Genomic DNA, 16,441 nt, shown 5'->3' on the forward strand with positions numbered 1-16,441 from the left:
GGGCACGCAACGAGGAAACGATGATGCCGAGTTGGACATCGCGAAAACGCGGGTGTTGTTCAATCAGCGCAAAAGTGCCAAGGTGCAGGCCAGCGGCCAGCGTAATGCCTTCGATGCCGGCATCCATGGCGGCTTCCATACGGACCTTGAGCGTCTCTCGCGGCGCGTTCATGGTCAGCTTTTCCATGCAGTTGATGAAGATCATGCCGTTGCCAGTTTTGCGCGACATAGCCTCTTCAACGTGCAGACGGGTCGCTTCGACCAGCTTGCCGAGATCGAATTTGACCGATGATTTGTCTTCGTTCTCGACGTTGTACTTGTAAAGCGCGAGCTTGTCCTTGACGAACTTGGTCTTGTAACGACGATCCGACACGGTCTTGATCATCGCATCAGAGATGTGGCCGACGCCCCCCAGACGGGCAACCTCGACAGCCAGATCGGCGCTCGAAATATCAACCCCCATGCCGCCGACCATGATTGGTACCAACTCGTGCTTGCCAAGCCGCAAGCGGAAATCGTCCACACGCTTCATCATTTTCCTTATGAATACAGGCCGCTCCCCTCGCTAACGGCCAAGTGGCGGATTTTACGCCAATGTTAAGACCGATGCGTGACGAGCCGGGGATAAATCAAGTTTCGCCCAGCCGACTGTGGCTAAACTTGCTACTTCGATCGACTCTCCGCCGATAGGTTCACATGCGTTTTTCAACTCACCCATTCTGGCTGGTCGGCTTCCGGCCATTCTTCACGTTGGCCTGCCTGGCCGGGATGGTCCTGCCCATCGCCTGGGCTTTGATCTTCAGCGGCACCATCGCGGCACCGGCAGCCGGCTTTACGTCCGTCCAGTGGCACGCCCACGAAATGTTTTTCGGCTTCGGCTGGGCGGTGCTCGGCGGCTTCCTGCTGACCTCGACCAAAAACTGGGTGAATATCCGCGGTTACCACGGCCCGGCACTCATGCTGCTGGCCGCCGCCTGGCTCATCGAGCGGATCGGCATGGCCTTTGGCGGAAGCTGGCCGAAAGCCCTCTTCCTGCTCGGCAACAATCTCTTTCTTGGCAGCATCGTCGCCATGCTGCTATGGACACTGATCCGCCATCGCGACACCGACAGCTACCGCGACAACGCATTTTTCCTGATCATGTTGCCCGGCTTTTTGCTGGCCAAATACTGGATGCTCGAAGGTGGTGAATTTCCCGCTGGCTACAGCATGGCCATGGCCCTCTTCCGCCTGGCCTTCCTGGTCATGCTTGAACGCACGCTGACCGGTTTCATGAAAGCCGCCTTCCAGGCGCAAATCCTCCGCCATCCGGCGCTGGACATGGCGATCAAGCTGTTCGGCCTCGCGCTGATTGTGGAATTTGCCCTGCCCCGGCCGTTGACCGCAGCGATCTCGCTGGCGCTGGCGGCGCTGCTGGCCATCCGTTTTTTCTACTGGAAACCGAACCAGGCCTTCAAGCGTCTCGACATCGGCGTCATGTACATCGGCTACCTGTGCATCGTCGCCCAGCTTTTGATCGAAGCGCTCGGCCACGTCATTAGCTTTGTCTGGGTCGGCTCAGTGTCCGTCCATCTATTCACCTTCGGCGTCATGGGGCTGGTCATTCCGGGAATGATCGTCCGCATTTCCAAGGGCCACACCGGGCGCAAGGTGGTATTCAACCGCGGTGACAAGCTCGTGCTGGTCATCATGCTTGTCGCCCTCGTTGCCCGCGTCGTCGCCCCACAATTTGCTCCGGCCGCCTATATCGGCTGGATACACCTGTCGGCAATGTGCTGGTTCATTGCCTTCGGCATCCTCGCCTGGCGCTACATTCCCATCCTGCTCCGGCCGCGCATCGACGGCCGCGAACATTGATCTGGGTTCTGCCTCAAGCACGTAAAACCCTGACAACGGACTGAAACAGAAATTGCGCAACGAATAGCTGCTTGAAACAGACAAAACCCGGTGACTCGCTTGGATAGCCGCGTTATCTCGGCGCCAGTGAACGACAAAGTTGTGCTCTTTACCGCGGATGACGCGCAAGCGATACATGGCGACAAACATGGCATCTCGCGAAATAATTGAATAATCTACTCAACAAATATCCCCTTTCCTGGAGAGCATATGAGCACCAAGCCGGGATTCTTCAAATCGCCTGAAATGACTAAAAAGTTTCCCTTGCACCCGAAACATCCTGAGCGGACCTGTTGGGGTTGCGACAAGTACTGCGCGGTCAATTCGCTGCAGTGCGGGAATGGCTCCGGCCGTACTCAGCATCCAGCCGAAATGCTCGGAGAAGATTGGTACCGCTGGGGAGACTGGGGCATCACCGAGTCGAGCGAAACGCAGGACTCGCCCGCTGGGTGACAGCGCTACTCAGCAGCTGGCATATCCAAATGAGGTTTCAAGGATAATTGAGGTACCCATCGAAATGGCACCGAAAACAGGCGAAACATACGATATTGAGCTCTGCAGCGGCGAATTCCGGCGCTGGCAATATCTCGGCCCCGACGAAAGAGCGCAGATACGATGGCGCGACACGGAAAGCGGCCTCGAGTTTTCCGAAGCCAGCCTGATGTACGCCTGGCAAATCGTTGGGAAAATCTCCAGCTAGTAGGCTAAGTACAGCTACGCTGAGAGGGTAGCGATCGGACAACTTGGGGAATGGGCCGGCAAGCCAGCCGAACGATTCACCGGGGAAATTTTCGAATTGACCGCCAGCAAAGGGATTGGGCATGAACTCCAGCGTACAAGCCGTTTCGTCACTCGGCGAGCTGATCGTCGAGCAGACAGCCGACGCCGTCATTTACGCCAATCGCGGTGGCGTCATCGAACGTTGGAACAAGGCGGCGGAAATGATGTTCGGTTACACCTTTGCCGAGGCCTGCGGGCAAAGCCTTGATCTGATCATTCCCGAAGCACTTCGGGCGGCTCATTGGCAGGGCTTTGCCGCGGCGATGGCGGCGGGTTCGACCCGCTTGCATGGTAAACCGACATTGACGCGTGCCCGGCACAAGTCGGGGCAACGATGCTACATGGAAATGAGCTTTTCTCTCGTCATCGACCAACATGGCGAGGCCATCGGGTCGGTTGCGATAGCACGCGATGTATCAGCACGCATTCTCATCAACAAGTCCACCGCACTGAGCAAAGCGAATACAAGCTGAGCCAGCTGCGATATCGCATCTGGCTGCAGATGGCCGCAACGCGTTAAAAATCAATCGATTGGCCAAACACACCAAGCGCGACTGGTCGTGCCGGCGTCTGCCATTCGTGGGACAATCCGCTCCCCGTCCCGCCCCCGCTATTCGAAGGACCACCATGCATCCCCGCAACAAGAACGCCGACGGCTACGATTTCGCCGCCCTGGCCGCCACCTCGGCGGCGCTCGCCAAGCACATCAAGACGACGCAAGCCGGCACGCCGAGCATCGATTTCGCCAATCCGGCCGCCGTCAAGATGCTCAACCGGGCGATCCTCATGCATCACTACGGCGTCAAGGGCTGGGACATCCCGGCCGGCTACCTCTGTCCGCCGATTCCCGGTCGCGCCGATTACATCCACAGCGTCGCCGACCTGCTCGCCACCTGCAATAAAAAGAACATCCCGAGCGGCCCCGGCGTGCGGGTGCTCGACATCGGCACCGGCGCCAACCTGGTCTATCCGCTCATCGGCCACGCCGAATACGGCTGGTCCTTCCTCGGCGTCGATATCGACGAGGCGGCGCTGGCCAACGCCGCGGCCATCATCGCCAAGAACCCCGAACTCGATGGCGAGATCGAACTGCGCCACCAGACAGTCTGGGATAACGTGTTCACCGGCCTGCTGCGCTCCGGCGAAACTTTCGACCTCAGCATCTGCAACCCGCCTTTCCACAACTCGCCGGACGACGTGCACGCCGTCAGTCAGCGCAAGTGGAACAACCTCAACAAGCCGGGCGCCAAGCGCGGTGCGGCCGAGCCGCGCCTCAATTTCGGCGGCGGCGGCGCCGAACTGTGGTGCAACGGCGGCGAACGCGCCTTCGTCAAACTGATGGTCGAACAAAGCTGCAATATCCCGAAGCGGGTCATGTGGTTCACCAGCCTGCTCTCGCAGGGCGACAACCTGCCGCACATCGAGGCGGCGCTGAAGAAGGCCAAGGTCGTCGACTCGCGGATCATCCCGATGGCCCAGGGCCAAAAGCAGAGCCGGCTGATCGCCTGGAGCTTCTTCGGCAACGGCGAACGCGAGAAATGGCGCAAGGAACACTGGTCATCCGCCCCCGCCTTCGGCACCACGGCGCCCGACGCGCAACCGGCCTTCGCGCCGGCCGAGCCGGTGCCGCCTGCGGTCGACCCCGTATAATTGCTGGTTTTCTGTCTGGAAATTCGCCCGTGTCCGACCGTCTCGCCGTCCTGCCCCAATACCTGATTCCGAAACAGGCGTTGACCGCCCTCGCCGGCAAGCTGGCCAGCAAGGAAGCCGGTAGGCTGACGACCAGCGTCATCCGCTGGTTTGTCGGCCGCTACAACGTGAACATGGCCGAGGCGGCCAACCCGGACATCGCCAGCTACAAGAGCTTCAACGAATTCTTCACCCGGCCACTGAAAAACGGCGCCCGCCCACCGGCCGCCGCCGATTTCATCAGCCCGGTCGATGGCGCGATCAGCCAGTTCGGCCCGATCGCCCGCGACCAGATTTTCCAGGCCAAGGGCCACAGCTACTCGACGACCGCGCTGGTCGGCGGCGACCGCGAGTTGGCCCGGCAATTCGAGAACGGCAGCTTCGCCACCCTCTACCTGAGCCCGCGCGACTATCACCGCATCCACATGCCCTGCGCCGGCCAGCTGACACGCATGATCTACGTGCCCGGCGCGCTGTTCTCGGTCAATCCAACCACGGCCCGTGGCGTACCCGGCCTGTTCGCCCGCAACGAGCGCGTCGTCTGCGTTTTCGAATCGGCCTTCGGCCCCTTCGTGCTGACCCTGGTCGGGGCCACCATCGTCGGCAGCATGGCCACCGTCTGGCACGGCATGGTCAATCCGCCGCGCCCGGGCGTCGTCCGCGAATGGCGCTACGACGAGCAGAACATCGTGCTGAAAAAGGGCGACGAAATGGGCCGCTTCCTGCTCGGCTCGACCGTCGTCATGCTCTTCCCGAAAGACACGCTGGCCTTCAACCCCGACTGGGCGCCGACCGGCGCCATCCGCATGGGCGAAGCGATGGGCAGCCAGCCCGTCTGAAACCTACTGGAAAGCCCCCGGTGCGAGCATGGAGCCGGGGCGCATCGGGCGGCTGCCGACCGGGAAGCGGAATTCGGCGCTGGGCATCAACTCGACACCCCTTGCCTGCCCCGGCGGCCTGACCGCACCGCGTAGCGGCGACAGATTGACCAGGCGCAGTGGCACGCCGCCAAAGTCAATCAATTCACCGCGGGCCACCAGACGATTGCCGTCGAATCGCCCTTGCGCCGGCCGGACCAGATCGCCGGGCCCGACCATCAGATTGTTGAGCAGCCAGACCTCGACGTCCGCCCCGAACTTGTCGGTCAGGACGCTCAGGAATTTTCCGGCATAGTTGTCGTTGATCAGCGTGTTGTGCGACAGGTAGAGGGCGTTATCCGGCCAGCGCATGCCTTCGGCGCCGTAGGAGACGATGCTCGGATTGTCCGTCCCGGCGCTCTGGCCGATGGCGTTGCCGATCACGTAGGCGAGGCCGCCATTCGGAAACTCCAGTTCGTAAGAGGCCCGGCCGCCAGCGCCATCGACCAGCATGTTGTACAAAATGTGACTTTCGCGCGCCCGCGACTTGACCAGATGGCCCAGGTAGCCGTTGTGGAAGCGGCTGCCGCGCAACACGAACTTGCCGATCCCGCCAACGTAGAGTAAGTGGTGCAAACTCCCCTTATGACGCGGAGCATCACCGAACTCGCTATCGACAACCTCCAGGCTTTGTTCAGGCGAACCTCCAGTCAATATTCCCATTTCGTTGTCAAAAAAGGAGCAGGACTGGATCGTCAGTTCCCCCTTTTCAAAGCGGATGCCCGCACCGTTGAGGTCAGCCACCCGGGCGCCACGGAATTCGATGTTCTGGATCGTCACCTTGCCACCGCGGACAACCCAGATCGCCTTGCCCTCGGCGCTCTTGCCGTCGGCCAGCATGACCGGCCGGGCGCCTGAGCCGCGGATGATGATTTCATTTTTGGTCCAGATTGCCGGTTGACCGTGGTAATCGCCCGGACGGATCTCGATGACCTCACCATCCTGCGCCAGCCGCGCCGCCTCGGTGATCGTGGTGATTTTCTCGCCCGGTCCGACCACCATCGTGGCCGGTTTGGCGGCGATGGCAGCCCGCTTTGGGTCAGCGGCAACCGTCTGCAACTGGCCATCCGGTGAACGGCGGATTTCGCCGAGATAATCCGGCGCCGGCGGCAGTTTGTCGGGAAATTGGGCGAAGGCCCAGCCGGCCGGCACGGCGAGCAGGACGACCATTCCGAAGCGACGACAGAATTCTTGAATCATGGGCTTCTCCTGGTAAGTGGAGGAACAGCCAGGAATCGTTTGGCAACTGGCCCCGGCATGGCACTATGCACGTTTTCATGCCGCGAAGCCAACACCACATGCAAATCTGGGTCGATGCCGACGCCTGCCCGGGCGTCATCAAGGAAATCATCTTCCGCGCCGCCGAGCGTCGGCAAATCACGACCATCCTGGTCGCCAACCAGATGCTGCGCACGCCACCATCGAAATTCATCCGCGCTATCCAGGTGCCGAGCGGCTTCGACGTCGCCGACGCGCACATCGTCGATCAACTGACGGCGGGCGACCTCGTCGTCACCGCCGACATTCCGCTTGCCTCGCTGGTCATCGCACACGGCGCCCACGCCCTCAACCCGCGCGGCGAGCTGTACACCACGGCGACCATCCAGGAACGCCTGACCATGCGTAATTTCATGGAAGAACTGCGCGGCGCAGGCGTCGAAACCGGCGGCCCCAGCGCTTTCAGCCAAGCCGACCGGCAAGCCTTCGCCAATCAGCTCGATCGTTTTCTGGCCAAAATTCCGATCGTCTGAGCGGTTTCAACATTCCATCAGATGACCACGGGCCACCACTCAGCCTGCTAACTAACCCGAAAGCCCATCACGTTGCTCATCAAAAACAGCTGCGGCTGGCTGTCCAGCCAATCCCTGGCGGCGGCGAGCGTCGGGCGGATTTCAGTTTGATAGGAAACAAGGCCGACGACGGCCGGGATATTGATGACCTGCGCCGCCAGTGCCTCATTGGTGGTGACAAAGACCACCCGGCAATTCGGATGCGAAGCATAAGCGCCAAAGAGGAGCGCGGCATACTCGGTCAGCACCTCGTCGGTCAGCCCATGTTTCGTCACCGCCGAAAAATCGTTGATGACGTAGCGCGCGTCATCGAAGCGAAAGTCGCTCTGAATAGTTTTAACGGCCTCGATGAACTCCCAGCCCGGAACAATCCCCGAAAACTGATTGACCACACCTTCAGGTTCCCAGACGATCTCGTAAGCCATACACCACCTTGGTAGAAGATTAAATCGCACGCACCGCGACCATTCTATTCAATTGAGATAGTACATCCAGGGCTACCCGTTCAACATCTAGTGCAAGCCATAGGTATCCCGTACAGCCATGATATTGGACAGGCCGGGAATAGAAAAAATCCCCCGCCGGTTTCCCGGCGGGGGATTTTTTACATTGCTACGACCATAGAAACAAAGGCTGGCCCCAGGGTCGACCGGAAATTCCGGCCGAAATCGAAATTACATCTCGACAGTCGCCGCCTGTTCCACAAACGCCGGGATCTGGTCGAAGTTCATGTAGCGATAGACTTCACCGGCCTTGGCATTGACCAGTTTGATCTGCTCCATGTACTCCGGAACCGTCACGATCCGGCCGACCAGGGCGCACATGGCGGCCAGTTCGGCGGAGCCCAGATAAACCTGGGTGTCGATGCCGAGGCGGTTCGGGAAGTTGCGGGTGGAGGTGGAGATCGCCGTCGAGCCCTTGCGGAGCTGCGCCTGGTTGCCCATGCACAGCGAGCAGCCCGGCATTTCCATGCGGGCGCCGGACTTGCCGAGGACGCCGTAGTAGCCTTCTTCGGTGAGGATCAGCGCATCCATCTTGGTCGGCGGGGCGATCCACAGGCGGGTCGGGATGTCCGACTTGCCTTCGAGGACCTTGGCGGCGGCACGGAAGTGGCCGATGTTGGTCATGCAGGAGCCGATGAAGACTTCGTCGATCTTGGCGCCGGCGACTTCGGAGAGGATCTTGACGTCGTCCGGATCGTTCGGGCAGGCCAGGATCGGCTCAGTGACTTCGGCCAGGTCGATTTCGATGACGGCGGCGTACTGGGCGCTGGCGTCAGCTTTGAGCAGCGTGCCGTGGGCGATCCAGTCTTCCATGGCGGCGATGCGGCGCTTCAGGGTGCGGGCATCCTGATAGCCTTCGGCGATCATCCACTTCATCAGGGTGATGTTCGAACGCATGTACTCGACGATCGGTTCCTTGTTCAGGGCGATGGCGCAAGCCGCAGCGGAACGCTCGGCGGCGGCGTCGGACAGCTCGAAAGCCTGTTCGACCTTGAGGTTCGGCAGACCTTCGATTTCCAGGATGCGGCCGGAGAAGACGTTGATCTTGCCCTTCTTCTCGACGGTCATCAGGCCGGCCTTGATGGCGTACAGCGGAATGGCGTTGACCAGATCGCGCAGGGTGATGCCCGGTTGCATTTCGCCCTTGAAACGGACGAGCACGGATTCCGGCATATCGAGCGGCATGACGCCGGTGGCGGCGGCAAAGGCGACCAGGCCGGAACCGGCCGGGAAGGAGATGCCGATCGGGAAACGGGTGTGCGAGTCACCACCGGTACCGACGGTATCCGGCAGCAGCAGGCGGTTCAGCCAGGAGTGAATGACGCCGTCGCCCGGACGCAGCGCAACGCCACCACGGGTCGAGATGAAGGACGGCAGTTCGCGGTGCATCTTGACGTCGACCAGCTTCGGATAGGCGGCGGTGTGGCAGAAGGACTGCATGACGAGGTCGGCGGAGAAGCCGAGGCAGGCCAAGTCTTTCAGTTCGTCGCGGGTCATCGGGCCGGTGGTGTCTTGCGAACCAACGGTGGTCATCTTCGGCTCGCAGTAGGTGCCGGGCAGGATGCCGGTCACGCCACAGGCCTTGCCGACCATCTTCTGGGCCAACGAGTAGGCCTTGCCGTCGTCAGCCGGGTTTTGCGGCAGGCGGAACAGCGTGCTTTGCGGCAGGCCGAGGAATTCACGCGCCTTGGTGGTCAGGCCGCGGCCGATGATCAGGGGGATACGGCCGCCAGCGCGGACTTCGTCCATGATGACCAGGGTCTTGAGCTGGGACTCGGCGATCACGGCACCGTTCTTGGTGGCGGTGACCTTGCCGGTGGCCTGATCAACCTTCAGTTCGATCTCGTCGCCCATGTCCATGGCGCTGCAATCGATTTCGATCGGCAGGGCGCCGGCATCTTCCATGGTATTGAAGAAGATCGGGGCGATCTTGGAACCCAGGCAGAAACCACCGAAACGCTTGTTCGGCACGAAGGGGATGTCTTCGCCGGTGAACCACAACACGGAGTTGGTGGCGGACTTGCGCGAGGAACCGGTACCGACCACGTCACCGACGTAGGCGATCAGGTTGCCCTTGGCAGCCAGCGCTTCGAGTTGCTTGATCGGGCCACGATTGCCCGGCTCGTCAGCGTCGATACCCGGACGCGGATTTTTCAGCATGGCCAGCGCGTGCAGGGGGATGTCGGGGCGCGACCAGGCATCCGGGGCCGGCGACAGGTCGTCGGTGTTGGTTTCGCCGGTGACCTTGAAAACGGTCAGCTTCTGCGCAGCCGGGACTTCCGGACGCGAGGTGAACCACTCGGCATCGGCCCAGGACTGCATGACCGCCTTGGCGTTGGCGTTGCCGGCCTTGGCCAGCTCGGCGACGTCATGGAAGAAGTCGAAGACCAGCAGGGTTTTTTTCAGGCCTTCGGCGGCGACGCCACCGACCGCGCCATCGGCCAGCAGGTCAATGAGCGGCTTGACGTTGAAACCGCCGAGCATGGTGCCGAGCAGTTCGGTGGCTTTTTCCTTGGAAATCAGGGCGCAGGCTTCTTCGCCCTTGGCGACCTTGGCCAGGAACTCGGCCTTGACTTTGGCGGCGTCATCGACACCGGCCGGCACGCGGTAGGTGATCAGCTCGACCAGAGCGGCTTCTTCGCCCTTCGGCGGATTCTTCAGCAGGGCGACCAGTTCAGTGGTCTGTTGCTTCGACAACGGCAGCGGGGGAATTCCAAGGGCTGCACGTTCGGCAACGTGGGCGCGATAGGCTTCAAGCACGGCGACTTCCTTTCGTAAAGGGTTGCTCTGAGAAACGAATATTTTACGACAACGGCGACGGCCAGATCGTTCGAAAACAAAGCCGCCATCCGTGACTTGCGGGTCTTATATATTTTATATGTTATATCACCCGCAAGGCTAGACCCGGATGGCGCAAAGTTGAGGCTGACGGGCATTCTGCCTGTTTTTTAGGCGGAACACCTAAAACCATTGCCGCTCAATGGATTACAGCATCTGTCCCGAGCTTATCCACAGCCTTGTCCGACCCAAACGGGGATAAAGTGAGCTTATGGCGGGCGTATTCCCGACGCAAGTTTTGCTGCAGCGCGTCAATGCTTCGACCAAAACCGGGCCGACCTGACGAAAAATGCATGATGCGCCTCTTCATTTTTGAGCATTTTTACCGGTTGACCGTGGAAACCCGACAAGCTGTGATTCGGTCAGTACAGCAACAGTTTGCCCGTACAATTTGTCCAACTTCACCATCGCCGACATCCCCAACGACATGAAATTCCAAGGCACCGATACCTACGTCGCCACGCGCGACCTGACGCTGGCGGTCAACGCCGCCATCGCCCTGCAACGCCCGCTGCTCATCAAGGGCGAGCCGGGCACCGGCAAGACGCTGCTCGCCGAAGAAGTCGCCCGGGCGCTGAACATGCCGCTGTTCCAGTGGCACATCAAATCGACGACCAAGGCCCAGCAGGGCCTCTACGAATACGACGCCGTATCCCGCCTGCGCGACTCGCAGCTCGGCGATCCGCGCGTCGAGGACATCGAGCACTACATCGTGCATGGCGTGCTGTGGCAGGCGTTCGAGTGCGACGAGCCGTCGGTCGTCCTGATCGACGAGATCGACAAGGCCGACATCGAATTCCCCAACGACCTGCTGCGTGAGCTCGACCGCATGGAATTCCATTGCTACGAGCTGCACCGCACAATCAAGGCCAAGCATCGGCCGCTGATCATCATCACCTCCAACAACGAAAAGGAGCTGCCCGACGCCTTCCTGCGCCGCTGCTTCTTCCATTACATCAAATTCCCGGACAAGGAGACCATGCAGCGCATCGTCGCTGTCCATTTCCCGGTGCTCAAGCACGAGCTGCTCAAGGAAGCCCTCGAAGTTTTCTTCGACCTGCGCGAGGTGCCCGGCCTCAAGAAGAAGCCCTCGACCAGCGAACTGATCGACTGGCTCAAGCTGCTGCTGGCCGAAGACATCCCGCCCGAAGCCCTGCGCGCCAAGGAGGCGAAGGACGCCATCCCGCCGCTGCACGGCGCCCTGCTCAAGAACGAACAGGATGTCCATCTCTTCGAACGCCTCGCTTTCATGGCGCGCCGCAAACAGCCGTAAATGCTCGTCGATTTTTTCCTGCATCTAAAATCCCGCCAGCTGCCGGTTTCCACCAACGAACTGCTGGCCCTGCTCGAAGCGCTGGAAGCCCGGCTGGTCAGCGGCAGCCTCGATGATTTCTACCTGCTGTCGCGCACCATCCTGGTCAAGGACGAAGCGCTTTACGACCGTTTCGACCGCGCCTTCGGCGAGTACTTTCGCGGCATCGAAGCCCTGCCCGGCTTCGCCCCCGACGTGCCCGAAGAATGGCTGGAACTAGCGGCCCGCCGTCATTTATCGGAAGCCGACCGGCTCAAGCTGCAGAAACTCAGCTACGAGAAAATTTTCGAGCAATTGAAGGAACGCCTGGCCGAACAGAAGGAACGCCATGCCGGCGGCAGCAAGTGGATCGGCACCGCCGGCACCTCGCCCTACGGCCACGGCGGCTACAACCCGGAAGGCGTGCGCATCGGCGGCGAATCGGTCGGCAATCGCACGGCCATCAAGGTCTGGGACCAGCGCGAATTCCGCAACCTCGACGACTCGGTCGATCTCGGCATCCGCAACATCAAGGTCGCTCTCCGCCGACTGCGCCGCTTTGCCCGCAAGGGGGCCGCCACCGAACTCGACCTCGACGGCACCATCGCCGGCACCGCCCGCAACGGTGGCTGGCTCGACCTGCACCTGCGGCCGGAGCGCCACAACGCCGTCAAGGTGCTGCTCTTCCTCGACATCGGCGGCTCGATGGACGACCACATCCAGGCCTGCGAGGAGCTGTTCTCCGCCGCCCGCGCCGAATTCAAGCATCTCGAACATTTCTACTTCCACAACTGCGTCTATGAAGGCGTGTGGAAGGACAATCGCCGTCGCCACGGCGAAAAGCGGTCGACCTGGGATGTCATCCACACCTACGGCCCCGACTACAAGCTGGTCTTCGTCGGCGACGCCAGCATGAGCCCCTACGAAATCGCCCGCCCTGGCGGCAGCGTCGAACACTGGAACGAAGAAGCCGGCGCCGTCTGGCTCGAACGCCTGCTCGCCACCTGGCCCCACGCCGCCTGGCTCAACCCGCTGGTGGAGGCACATTGGACCTACACACCGTCGATCCAGATGATCGAACAACTACTCGGCAAACGCATGTTTCCACTGACCATCGACGGTGTGGAGCGGGCGATGCGGAGCTTGTCGAAGTAATCCCGCGTTGCAATGCGGCCAAGTTAAAAACGATAACGCCAGAAAATGTCGTTCCCGCCCACGCGGGGATAACGGTTAACTGAACGGGTTTGCCCTCCGCAATGGGTTCTCGCATTCGCGCACGAAAGCGGGAATCCAGCAGGGGTATGGACTCCCGCCTACGCGGAAGTGACGGGGATGGCGGGTGAGCGCCTCCAAAAATTTCATTTTTAGCCGTTTTTTCCGGTTGACCGTGGGAATGAACTCGAGATCGTCACGCCCTGCACGACCCGCATGCGAACGATCCCCCGCAACGAAGGCGGTCTGACGGTCGACGCTGCGACCGCCACCGAAATCACCAATCAGACAGAAAACGCGGTCGGTCGGGGCTGATTCCCGCCGGCGCAACTGCCATCCGGCTTGGCGTCGCGCCGGATGCGTCCGCCTCGCCGCAAAGCGGGCAGCGGAAAAACCGGACGCGCCAGTCGTCTGCTTAACCCCGTTCTTTCCTGCTCACCGACTCCGTGCCGATGCTGCGCGAGGTAGGCGCCACCTCTTCCTTCACCTGCGCGGGCCGCACCACCGGCTTGTATTGTTTCCGGATCTCTTCGGCCACGCTCGCGGCAATTTTCTGGATGCCTTCATCCAAGCCCTCTTCAGCCAAGGCTGGCTGGCTCATCAAGGCTTCGAAGCTGGGAAATGAAAATCGCGGACTCGACTGGATATAACCGTCGCCCGTGTAAGTCGCATAGGTGCCATACGAGAACCACGAGCCCGTCATGTAATCGCTATTACTCGGTTTGACCAGGCTGAACGAGCCCGTGATCATCGGCTGGTAGTCGAAGCGGAGGCGCCGCGAGCACATGGCCACTTCCGATAGCTGCACATCCAGCATGGCATCGTGATTGGCAAATGCCCGCAGGTTCATGTTGTCCTGATCGTTGCGGCTGATGTCGCTGCGGCTCGCCAGGTGAATCGTGAACCCCTGGGTCTGGAGCTCGCGCTGCAAGGCCTTGGTCAACTTTTCACCGAATTTCTGCCGGTACGCCTGATGCTGGGTATTGAAATCGGCCGATTTGTACTTGTCCATGATCGTGTTGGCGATCCCGCTGAACACAGCGCCGAATACCGGAACACCGCGATTATCCGTGAACATGGCCGCCGGCGGATCAATCGGAAGGAGCGTGATGGATGCCAGCGACACTACCGGATCGACCGGCGCTTCCGGCTCCTGCGCACGGTTATGCGAGCAGGCAGTCAGCGCGATACAGGAACCCACGAGGAGCCATGTGAAAAGTCGTTTTGTGATCATGATGAAGGGAAAGTGAATGAACAGCAGCGCCGTTCGGGTTACAGCGGGCTGCGAAAAAGTCGGAGCGCCGGACCGCCATTATAAGCGAATCGTATATGCCATTGAATTCACCTGAACGCTTCTGGAAATCGAAAGCTCCGGCAACATTCCCCGCTGTCAGCGCTGGCGCAAGGCATCATGCCAATTTCAATTTTGGCCTTTTTCCCCGGTTGACCGTAGAAAGTCGAGCGAGCGGCAAGCGGCGAGCCTCGGGGGCTCAGGGCGCATATTCTTAAAGCGGTTCGAGCCCGCAACGCGTCCGGGCGCGGTTGCAGGCGGCGTGTTCGGTATCGAACTCCCTGCAGGGCGAGGGCCGAACATCGTAAATCGTGCATTGCACCGCCACACCGACTTCGCCGGCCAGCGCCACGCAGCGCGGCGGGCTGGCGTCGGTGCCGCACAGGCGGACGATGGCCGGTGTCACCGGCACCGTCATCTCGAGCGGTACGCCTCGCCCCCACGGAAAGGCGCCACCAGCCAGCTCGGCCGGATGAAAATCGACGCGCAGACTGGCGCAGCAGGCACCACAGGTCTGGCAAACGCTCATGAAAAATTCACCCGGCAGCGCCACAGTTCGTGGCCGGAGGCGAGATATTTCTTTTCAAATGGCGTCATCGGGTCGGCGGTCTGCCATGGCTCGGCGATGACCGCCTGGCCACTGAGCAGGCTCAGCGCCTGGGCCATTTCCTCGATGTAGATGCGCCAGTTGCTACGGCATTCAACTTCGCCGCCCAGTTCGCGCCACACCGGAAACACCGCGTGGCCCTGCCAGCGCCGGGCCAGGTGACCGATTTTCGGCCACGGGTTGGGGTAGAGGTTGTAATGGCGGGCGAGGCCAACTTTATGCTCGGCCAGCAGGCGCCAAAAATCGACCAGATCGGCCCGGATCAGCAGCGCGTTGGCCGGCATCGGCAAGGGTTTGCCGCGATTGATACGGTCGACCGACTGATCGACGCCAAAAACAAAATGATCGGGGAAGGTTTCGGCGATGCGCTGGGTACTCCAGCCAACACCGCAGCCGGCATCGAGAATGAGCGGCGCCACTGGATTCGACGCCTGGCGCGCCGCCATAGCCGCCGCGAAAGCCACCCGGTTGTAGTCGGCGACCGGCTTTCTGAACGGGTGCGCCATGTGCCGGCGGACGAGCGCTTCGAGGTCGCGGTGCGGTCCGTCCTGGGCGCTGGTGATGAAGCGGGAATTGCCTGACACGGGTTCGTCCATCATGCCGCCAGCCGTTGTGGCGTCAGCAGGCCTTCGGCGATCAGCGCCGCATCGATGTCGGCGGCCCCCTTGATTGGCCGCAGACGGTCGTAGAGGTCGCCGGCTTCCGGGTAATTGCGGCGCAGCATGGCCAACCATTGCTTGAGCCGGCCGCCGGCATGCACCGCCACGACTTTCCTGCGGACGCCCAGCCAGTAGTCACCGACAGCCGGCCTGATTTCATCCCAGCCGCCGGTTTCCTCGCCGCGTACCCGCCGCGCCAGCAGCGGGTCGGCCACCGCGCCACGGCCCATCATGATGTCGGCGCAACCGGTCGCCAGTTGGCAATTACGGAAATCCTCGACGGTCCACACCTCGCCGTTGGCGATCAATGGAATATCGATGGCGGCGCGCACCCGGTCGATCCATTCCCAGCGCGCCGGCGGGCGATAGCCGTCGACCTTGGTTCGGCCGTGCACGATCAGTTCATCGATACCGGCGGCGGCCAGCGCCTGGGCGTTGTCGACGGCCCGGCTGGTGTTGTCGATGCCGAGGCGCATTTTGGCGGAAAAAGGAATATGCGCCGGCACCACGGCGCGCACGGCGCGGCTGATGGCGTGCAGCAATTCCGGTTCGTCGAGCAGGGCGGCGCCGCCGCGATGGCGATTGACGGTCGGTGCCGGGCAGCCGAAATTGAGGTCGATGCCAGCCGGGTTGAGCGTCACCAGCCGCCGGGCATTCTCGGCCATCAAAAATGGGTCGGAGCCGAGCAACTGGACGCGCATCGGCGTCCCGGCCGCCGTCTTGCTGCCATTAAGCAGTTCCGGACAGATGCGCTCGTAGGTTTTGGCCGGCAACACGTTAGCCGAGACCCGGACAAATTCGCAGATACCCCAGTCGTAGCCACCGATGGCCGTCAGCACGCCGCGCAACACGTCGTCGGCGAGCCCTTCCATGGGGGCGAGAAGAATGCGGGGCATCGGCGTATTCCGGGCAGGGCGTTGAGGTGGCGCGCATTATAATCCCGCCCCATGCTGCGCTTCGTTCTCGAT

The 16,441-nt window shown here is 61.4% G+C and carries 17 protein-coding genes; 8 read left to right on the plus strand and 9 right to left on the minus strand.

Features of this window, described 5'->3' with window-relative positions; translation table 11 throughout:
- The coding region (locus tag ADADOO_RS07895) for a beta/alpha barrel domain-containing protein (RefSeq protein WP_511276489.1) at positions 1–532 on the minus strand (532 nt) is incomplete at its 3' end.
- Positions 533–696: 164 nt separating this feature from the next.
- On the opposite strand from ADADOO_RS07895, the gene ADADOO_RS07900 reads away from it, so the two are divergent.
- Both ADADOO_RS07900 and ADADOO_RS07905 read left to right on the plus strand, forming a co-directional pair.
- Positions 697–1,857 carry an NnrS family protein gene (locus tag ADADOO_RS07900; RefSeq protein WP_511276490.1) on the plus strand — a complete coding sequence of 387 codons (1,161 nt, stop codon included), beginning with the start codon at positions 697–699 and terminating at the stop codon, positions 1,855–1,857.
- 285 nt (positions 1,858–2,142) lie between these two features.
- Positions 2,143–2,349 (plus strand): DUF3079 domain-containing protein, encoded by a 207-nt coding sequence (locus tag ADADOO_RS07905; RefSeq protein ID WP_511276513.1) that lies wholly within the window; start codon positions 2,143–2,145, stop codon positions 2,347–2,349.
- A gap of 37 nt (positions 2,350–2,386) precedes the next feature.
- Here the strand turns inward: ADADOO_RS07905 and ADADOO_RS07910 are convergent, their stop codons facing one another.
- Positions 2,387–2,719, minus strand: coding sequence for a hypothetical protein (locus ADADOO_RS07910; protein WP_511276492.1), 333 nt, complete (start codon positions 2,717–2,719; stop codon positions 2,387–2,389).
- Between ADADOO_RS07910 and ADADOO_RS07915 the strand changes: the two genes are divergently transcribed.
- The 3 genes from ADADOO_RS07915 to asd all read left to right on the plus strand — a co-directional run bounded on the left by ADADOO_RS07915 (position 2,718) and on the right by asd (position 5,204).
- Positions 2,718–3,149 (plus strand): PAS domain-containing protein, encoded by a 432-nt coding sequence (locus ADADOO_RS07915; RefSeq protein ID WP_511276515.1) that lies wholly within the window; start codon positions 2,718–2,720, stop codon positions 3,147–3,149. The two genes, ADADOO_RS07910 and ADADOO_RS07915, sit on opposite strands and share 2 nt — an antisense overlap.
- A 154-nt stretch (positions 3,150–3,303) precedes the next feature.
- Positions 3,304–4,326: a 23S rRNA (adenine(1618)-N(6))-methyltransferase RlmF gene (gene rlmF, locus ADADOO_RS07920; protein WP_511276494.1), complete on the plus strand. Its 1,023-nt coding sequence runs from the start codon at positions 3,304–3,306 to the stop codon at positions 4,324–4,326.
- A gap of 29 nt (positions 4,327–4,355) precedes the next feature.
- Positions 4,356–5,204: an archaetidylserine decarboxylase gene (asd, locus tag ADADOO_RS07925; protein WP_511276496.1), complete on the plus strand. Its 849-nt coding sequence runs from the start codon at positions 4,356–4,358 to the stop codon at positions 5,202–5,204.
- Positions 5,205–5,207: 3 nt separating this feature from the next.
- On the opposite strand, the gene ADADOO_RS07930 is transcribed toward asd, so the two are convergent.
- Positions 5,208–6,482: a hypothetical protein gene (locus tag ADADOO_RS07930; RefSeq protein ID WP_511276498.1), complete on the minus strand. Its 1,275-nt coding sequence runs from the start codon at positions 6,480–6,482 to the stop codon at positions 5,208–5,210.
- 98 nt (positions 6,483–6,580) lie between these two features.
- Here ADADOO_RS07930 and ADADOO_RS07935 point away from each other — a divergent pair, with 98 nt between their 5' ends.
- Positions 6,581–7,033 (plus strand): YaiI/YqxD family protein, encoded by a 453-nt coding sequence (locus ADADOO_RS07935; RefSeq protein ID WP_511276500.1) that lies wholly within the window; start codon positions 6,581–6,583, stop codon positions 7,031–7,033.
- A gap of 47 nt (positions 7,034–7,080) precedes the next feature.
- Here ADADOO_RS07935 and ADADOO_RS07940 read toward each other — a convergent pair whose 3' ends face one another.
- A complete protein-coding gene (locus ADADOO_RS07940) occupies positions 7,081–7,497 on the minus strand; it encodes a nitroreductase family protein (protein WP_511276502.1) in 417 nt (138 codons plus the stop codon).
- Between the two features lie 249 nt (positions 7,498–7,746).
- On the minus strand, positions 7,747–10,335 hold the full coding sequence (acnB, locus tag ADADOO_RS07945) for a bifunctional aconitate hydratase 2/2-methylisocitrate dehydratase (protein ID WP_511276504.1): 2,589 nt from the start codon (positions 10,333–10,335) through the stop codon (positions 7,747–7,749).
- Between the two features lie 505 nt (positions 10,336–10,840).
- On the opposite strand from acnB, the gene ADADOO_RS07950 reads away from it, so the two are divergent.
- Both ADADOO_RS07950 and ADADOO_RS07955 read left to right on the plus strand, forming a co-directional pair.
- Positions 10,841–11,686: an AAA family ATPase gene (locus tag ADADOO_RS07950; RefSeq protein ID WP_511276516.1), complete on the plus strand. Its 846-nt coding sequence runs from the start codon at positions 10,841–10,843 to the stop codon at positions 11,684–11,686.
- On the plus strand, positions 11,687–12,859 hold the full coding sequence (locus tag ADADOO_RS07955; RefSeq protein WP_511276506.1) for a vWA domain-containing protein: 1,173 nt from the start codon (positions 11,687–11,689) through the stop codon (positions 12,857–12,859).
- A gap of 472 nt (positions 12,860–13,331) precedes the next feature.
- Here the strand turns inward: ADADOO_RS07955 and ADADOO_RS07960 are convergent, their stop codons facing one another.
- From ADADOO_RS07960 to ADADOO_RS07975, 4 genes are all read right to left on the minus strand, one after another.
- Positions 13,332–14,150: a hypothetical protein gene (locus ADADOO_RS07960; protein ID WP_511276508.1), complete on the minus strand. Its 819-nt coding sequence runs from the start codon at positions 14,148–14,150 to the stop codon at positions 13,332–13,334.
- A gap of 271 nt (positions 14,151–14,421) precedes the next feature.
- Positions 14,422–14,736, minus strand: a complete 315-nt coding sequence (locus ADADOO_RS07965) for a YkgJ family cysteine cluster protein (protein WP_511276509.1) — start codon at positions 14,734–14,736, stop codon at positions 14,422–14,424.
- A complete protein-coding gene (gene trmB, locus ADADOO_RS07970; RefSeq protein WP_511276510.1) occupies positions 14,733–15,413 on the minus strand; it encodes a tRNA (guanine(46)-N(7))-methyltransferase TrmB in 681 nt (226 codons plus the stop codon). Before trmB ends, ADADOO_RS07965 begins: the two co-directional genes overlap by 4 nt.
- Positions 15,410–16,369, minus strand: coding sequence for a tRNA dihydrouridine synthase (locus ADADOO_RS07975; RefSeq protein WP_511276512.1), 960 nt, complete (start codon positions 16,367–16,369; stop codon positions 15,410–15,412). Before ADADOO_RS07975 ends, trmB begins: the two co-directional genes overlap by 4 nt.
- Between the last annotated feature and the right edge of the window lie 72 nt (positions 16,370–16,441).

The sequence above is a fragment of the Azonexus sp. genome (genome assembly GCF_036170495.1).
GTDB lineage: Bacteria > Pseudomonadota > Gammaproteobacteria > Burkholderiales > Rhodocyclaceae > Azonexus.

What these genes read in the sequence shown, in the direction of transcription:
- ADADOO_RS07930 (WP_511276498.1), bottom strand. Translation starts at nt 6,482, where the DNA reads ATGATTCAAGAATTCTGTCGTCGCTTCGGAATGGTCGTCCTGCTCGCC.
- ADADOO_RS07900 (WP_511276490.1), top strand. Translation starts at nt 697, where the DNA reads ATGCGTTTTTCAACTCACCCATTCTGGCTGGTCGGCTTCCGGCCATTC.
- ADADOO_RS07915 (WP_511276515.1), top strand. Translation starts at nt 2,718, where the DNA reads ATGAACTCCAGCGTACAAGCCGTTTCGTCACTCGGCGAGCTGATCGTC.
- trmB (WP_511276510.1), bottom strand. Translation starts at nt 15,413, where the DNA reads ATGATGGACGAACCCGTGTCAGGCAATTCCCGCTTCATCACCAGCGCC.
- ADADOO_RS07965 (WP_511276509.1), bottom strand. Translation starts at nt 14,736, where the DNA reads ATGAGCGTTTGCCAGACCTGTGGTGCCTGCTGCGCCAGTCTGCGCGTC.
- ADADOO_RS07960 (WP_511276508.1), bottom strand. Translation starts at nt 14,150, where the DNA reads ATGATCACAAAACGACTTTTCACATGGCTCCTCGTGGGTTCCTGTATC.
- ADADOO_RS07950 (WP_511276516.1), top strand. Translation starts at nt 10,841, where the DNA reads ATGAAATTCCAAGGCACCGATACCTACGTCGCCACGCGCGACCTGACG.
- ADADOO_RS07910 (WP_511276492.1), bottom strand. Translation starts at nt 2,719, where the DNA reads ATGCCCAATCCCTTTGCTGGCGGTCAATTCGAAAATTTCCCCGGTGAA.
- rlmF (WP_511276494.1), top strand. Translation starts at nt 3,304, where the DNA reads ATGCATCCCCGCAACAAGAACGCCGACGGCTACGATTTCGCCGCCCTG.
- ADADOO_RS07905 (WP_511276513.1), top strand. Translation starts at nt 2,143, where the DNA reads ATGACTAAAAAGTTTCCCTTGCACCCGAAACATCCTGAGCGGACCTGT.
- ADADOO_RS07955 (WP_511276506.1), top strand. Translation starts at nt 11,687, where the DNA reads ATGCTCGTCGATTTTTTCCTGCATCTAAAATCCCGCCAGCTGCCGGTT.
- ADADOO_RS07935 (WP_511276500.1), top strand. Translation starts at nt 6,581, where the DNA reads ATGCAAATCTGGGTCGATGCCGACGCCTGCCCGGGCGTCATCAAGGAA.
- ADADOO_RS07975 (WP_511276512.1), bottom strand. Translation starts at nt 16,369, where the DNA reads ATGCCCCGCATTCTTCTCGCCCCCATGGAAGGGCTCGCCGACGACGTG.
- ADADOO_RS07940 (WP_511276502.1), bottom strand. Translation starts at nt 7,497, where the DNA reads ATGGCTTACGAGATCGTCTGGGAACCTGAAGGTGTGGTCAATCAGTTT.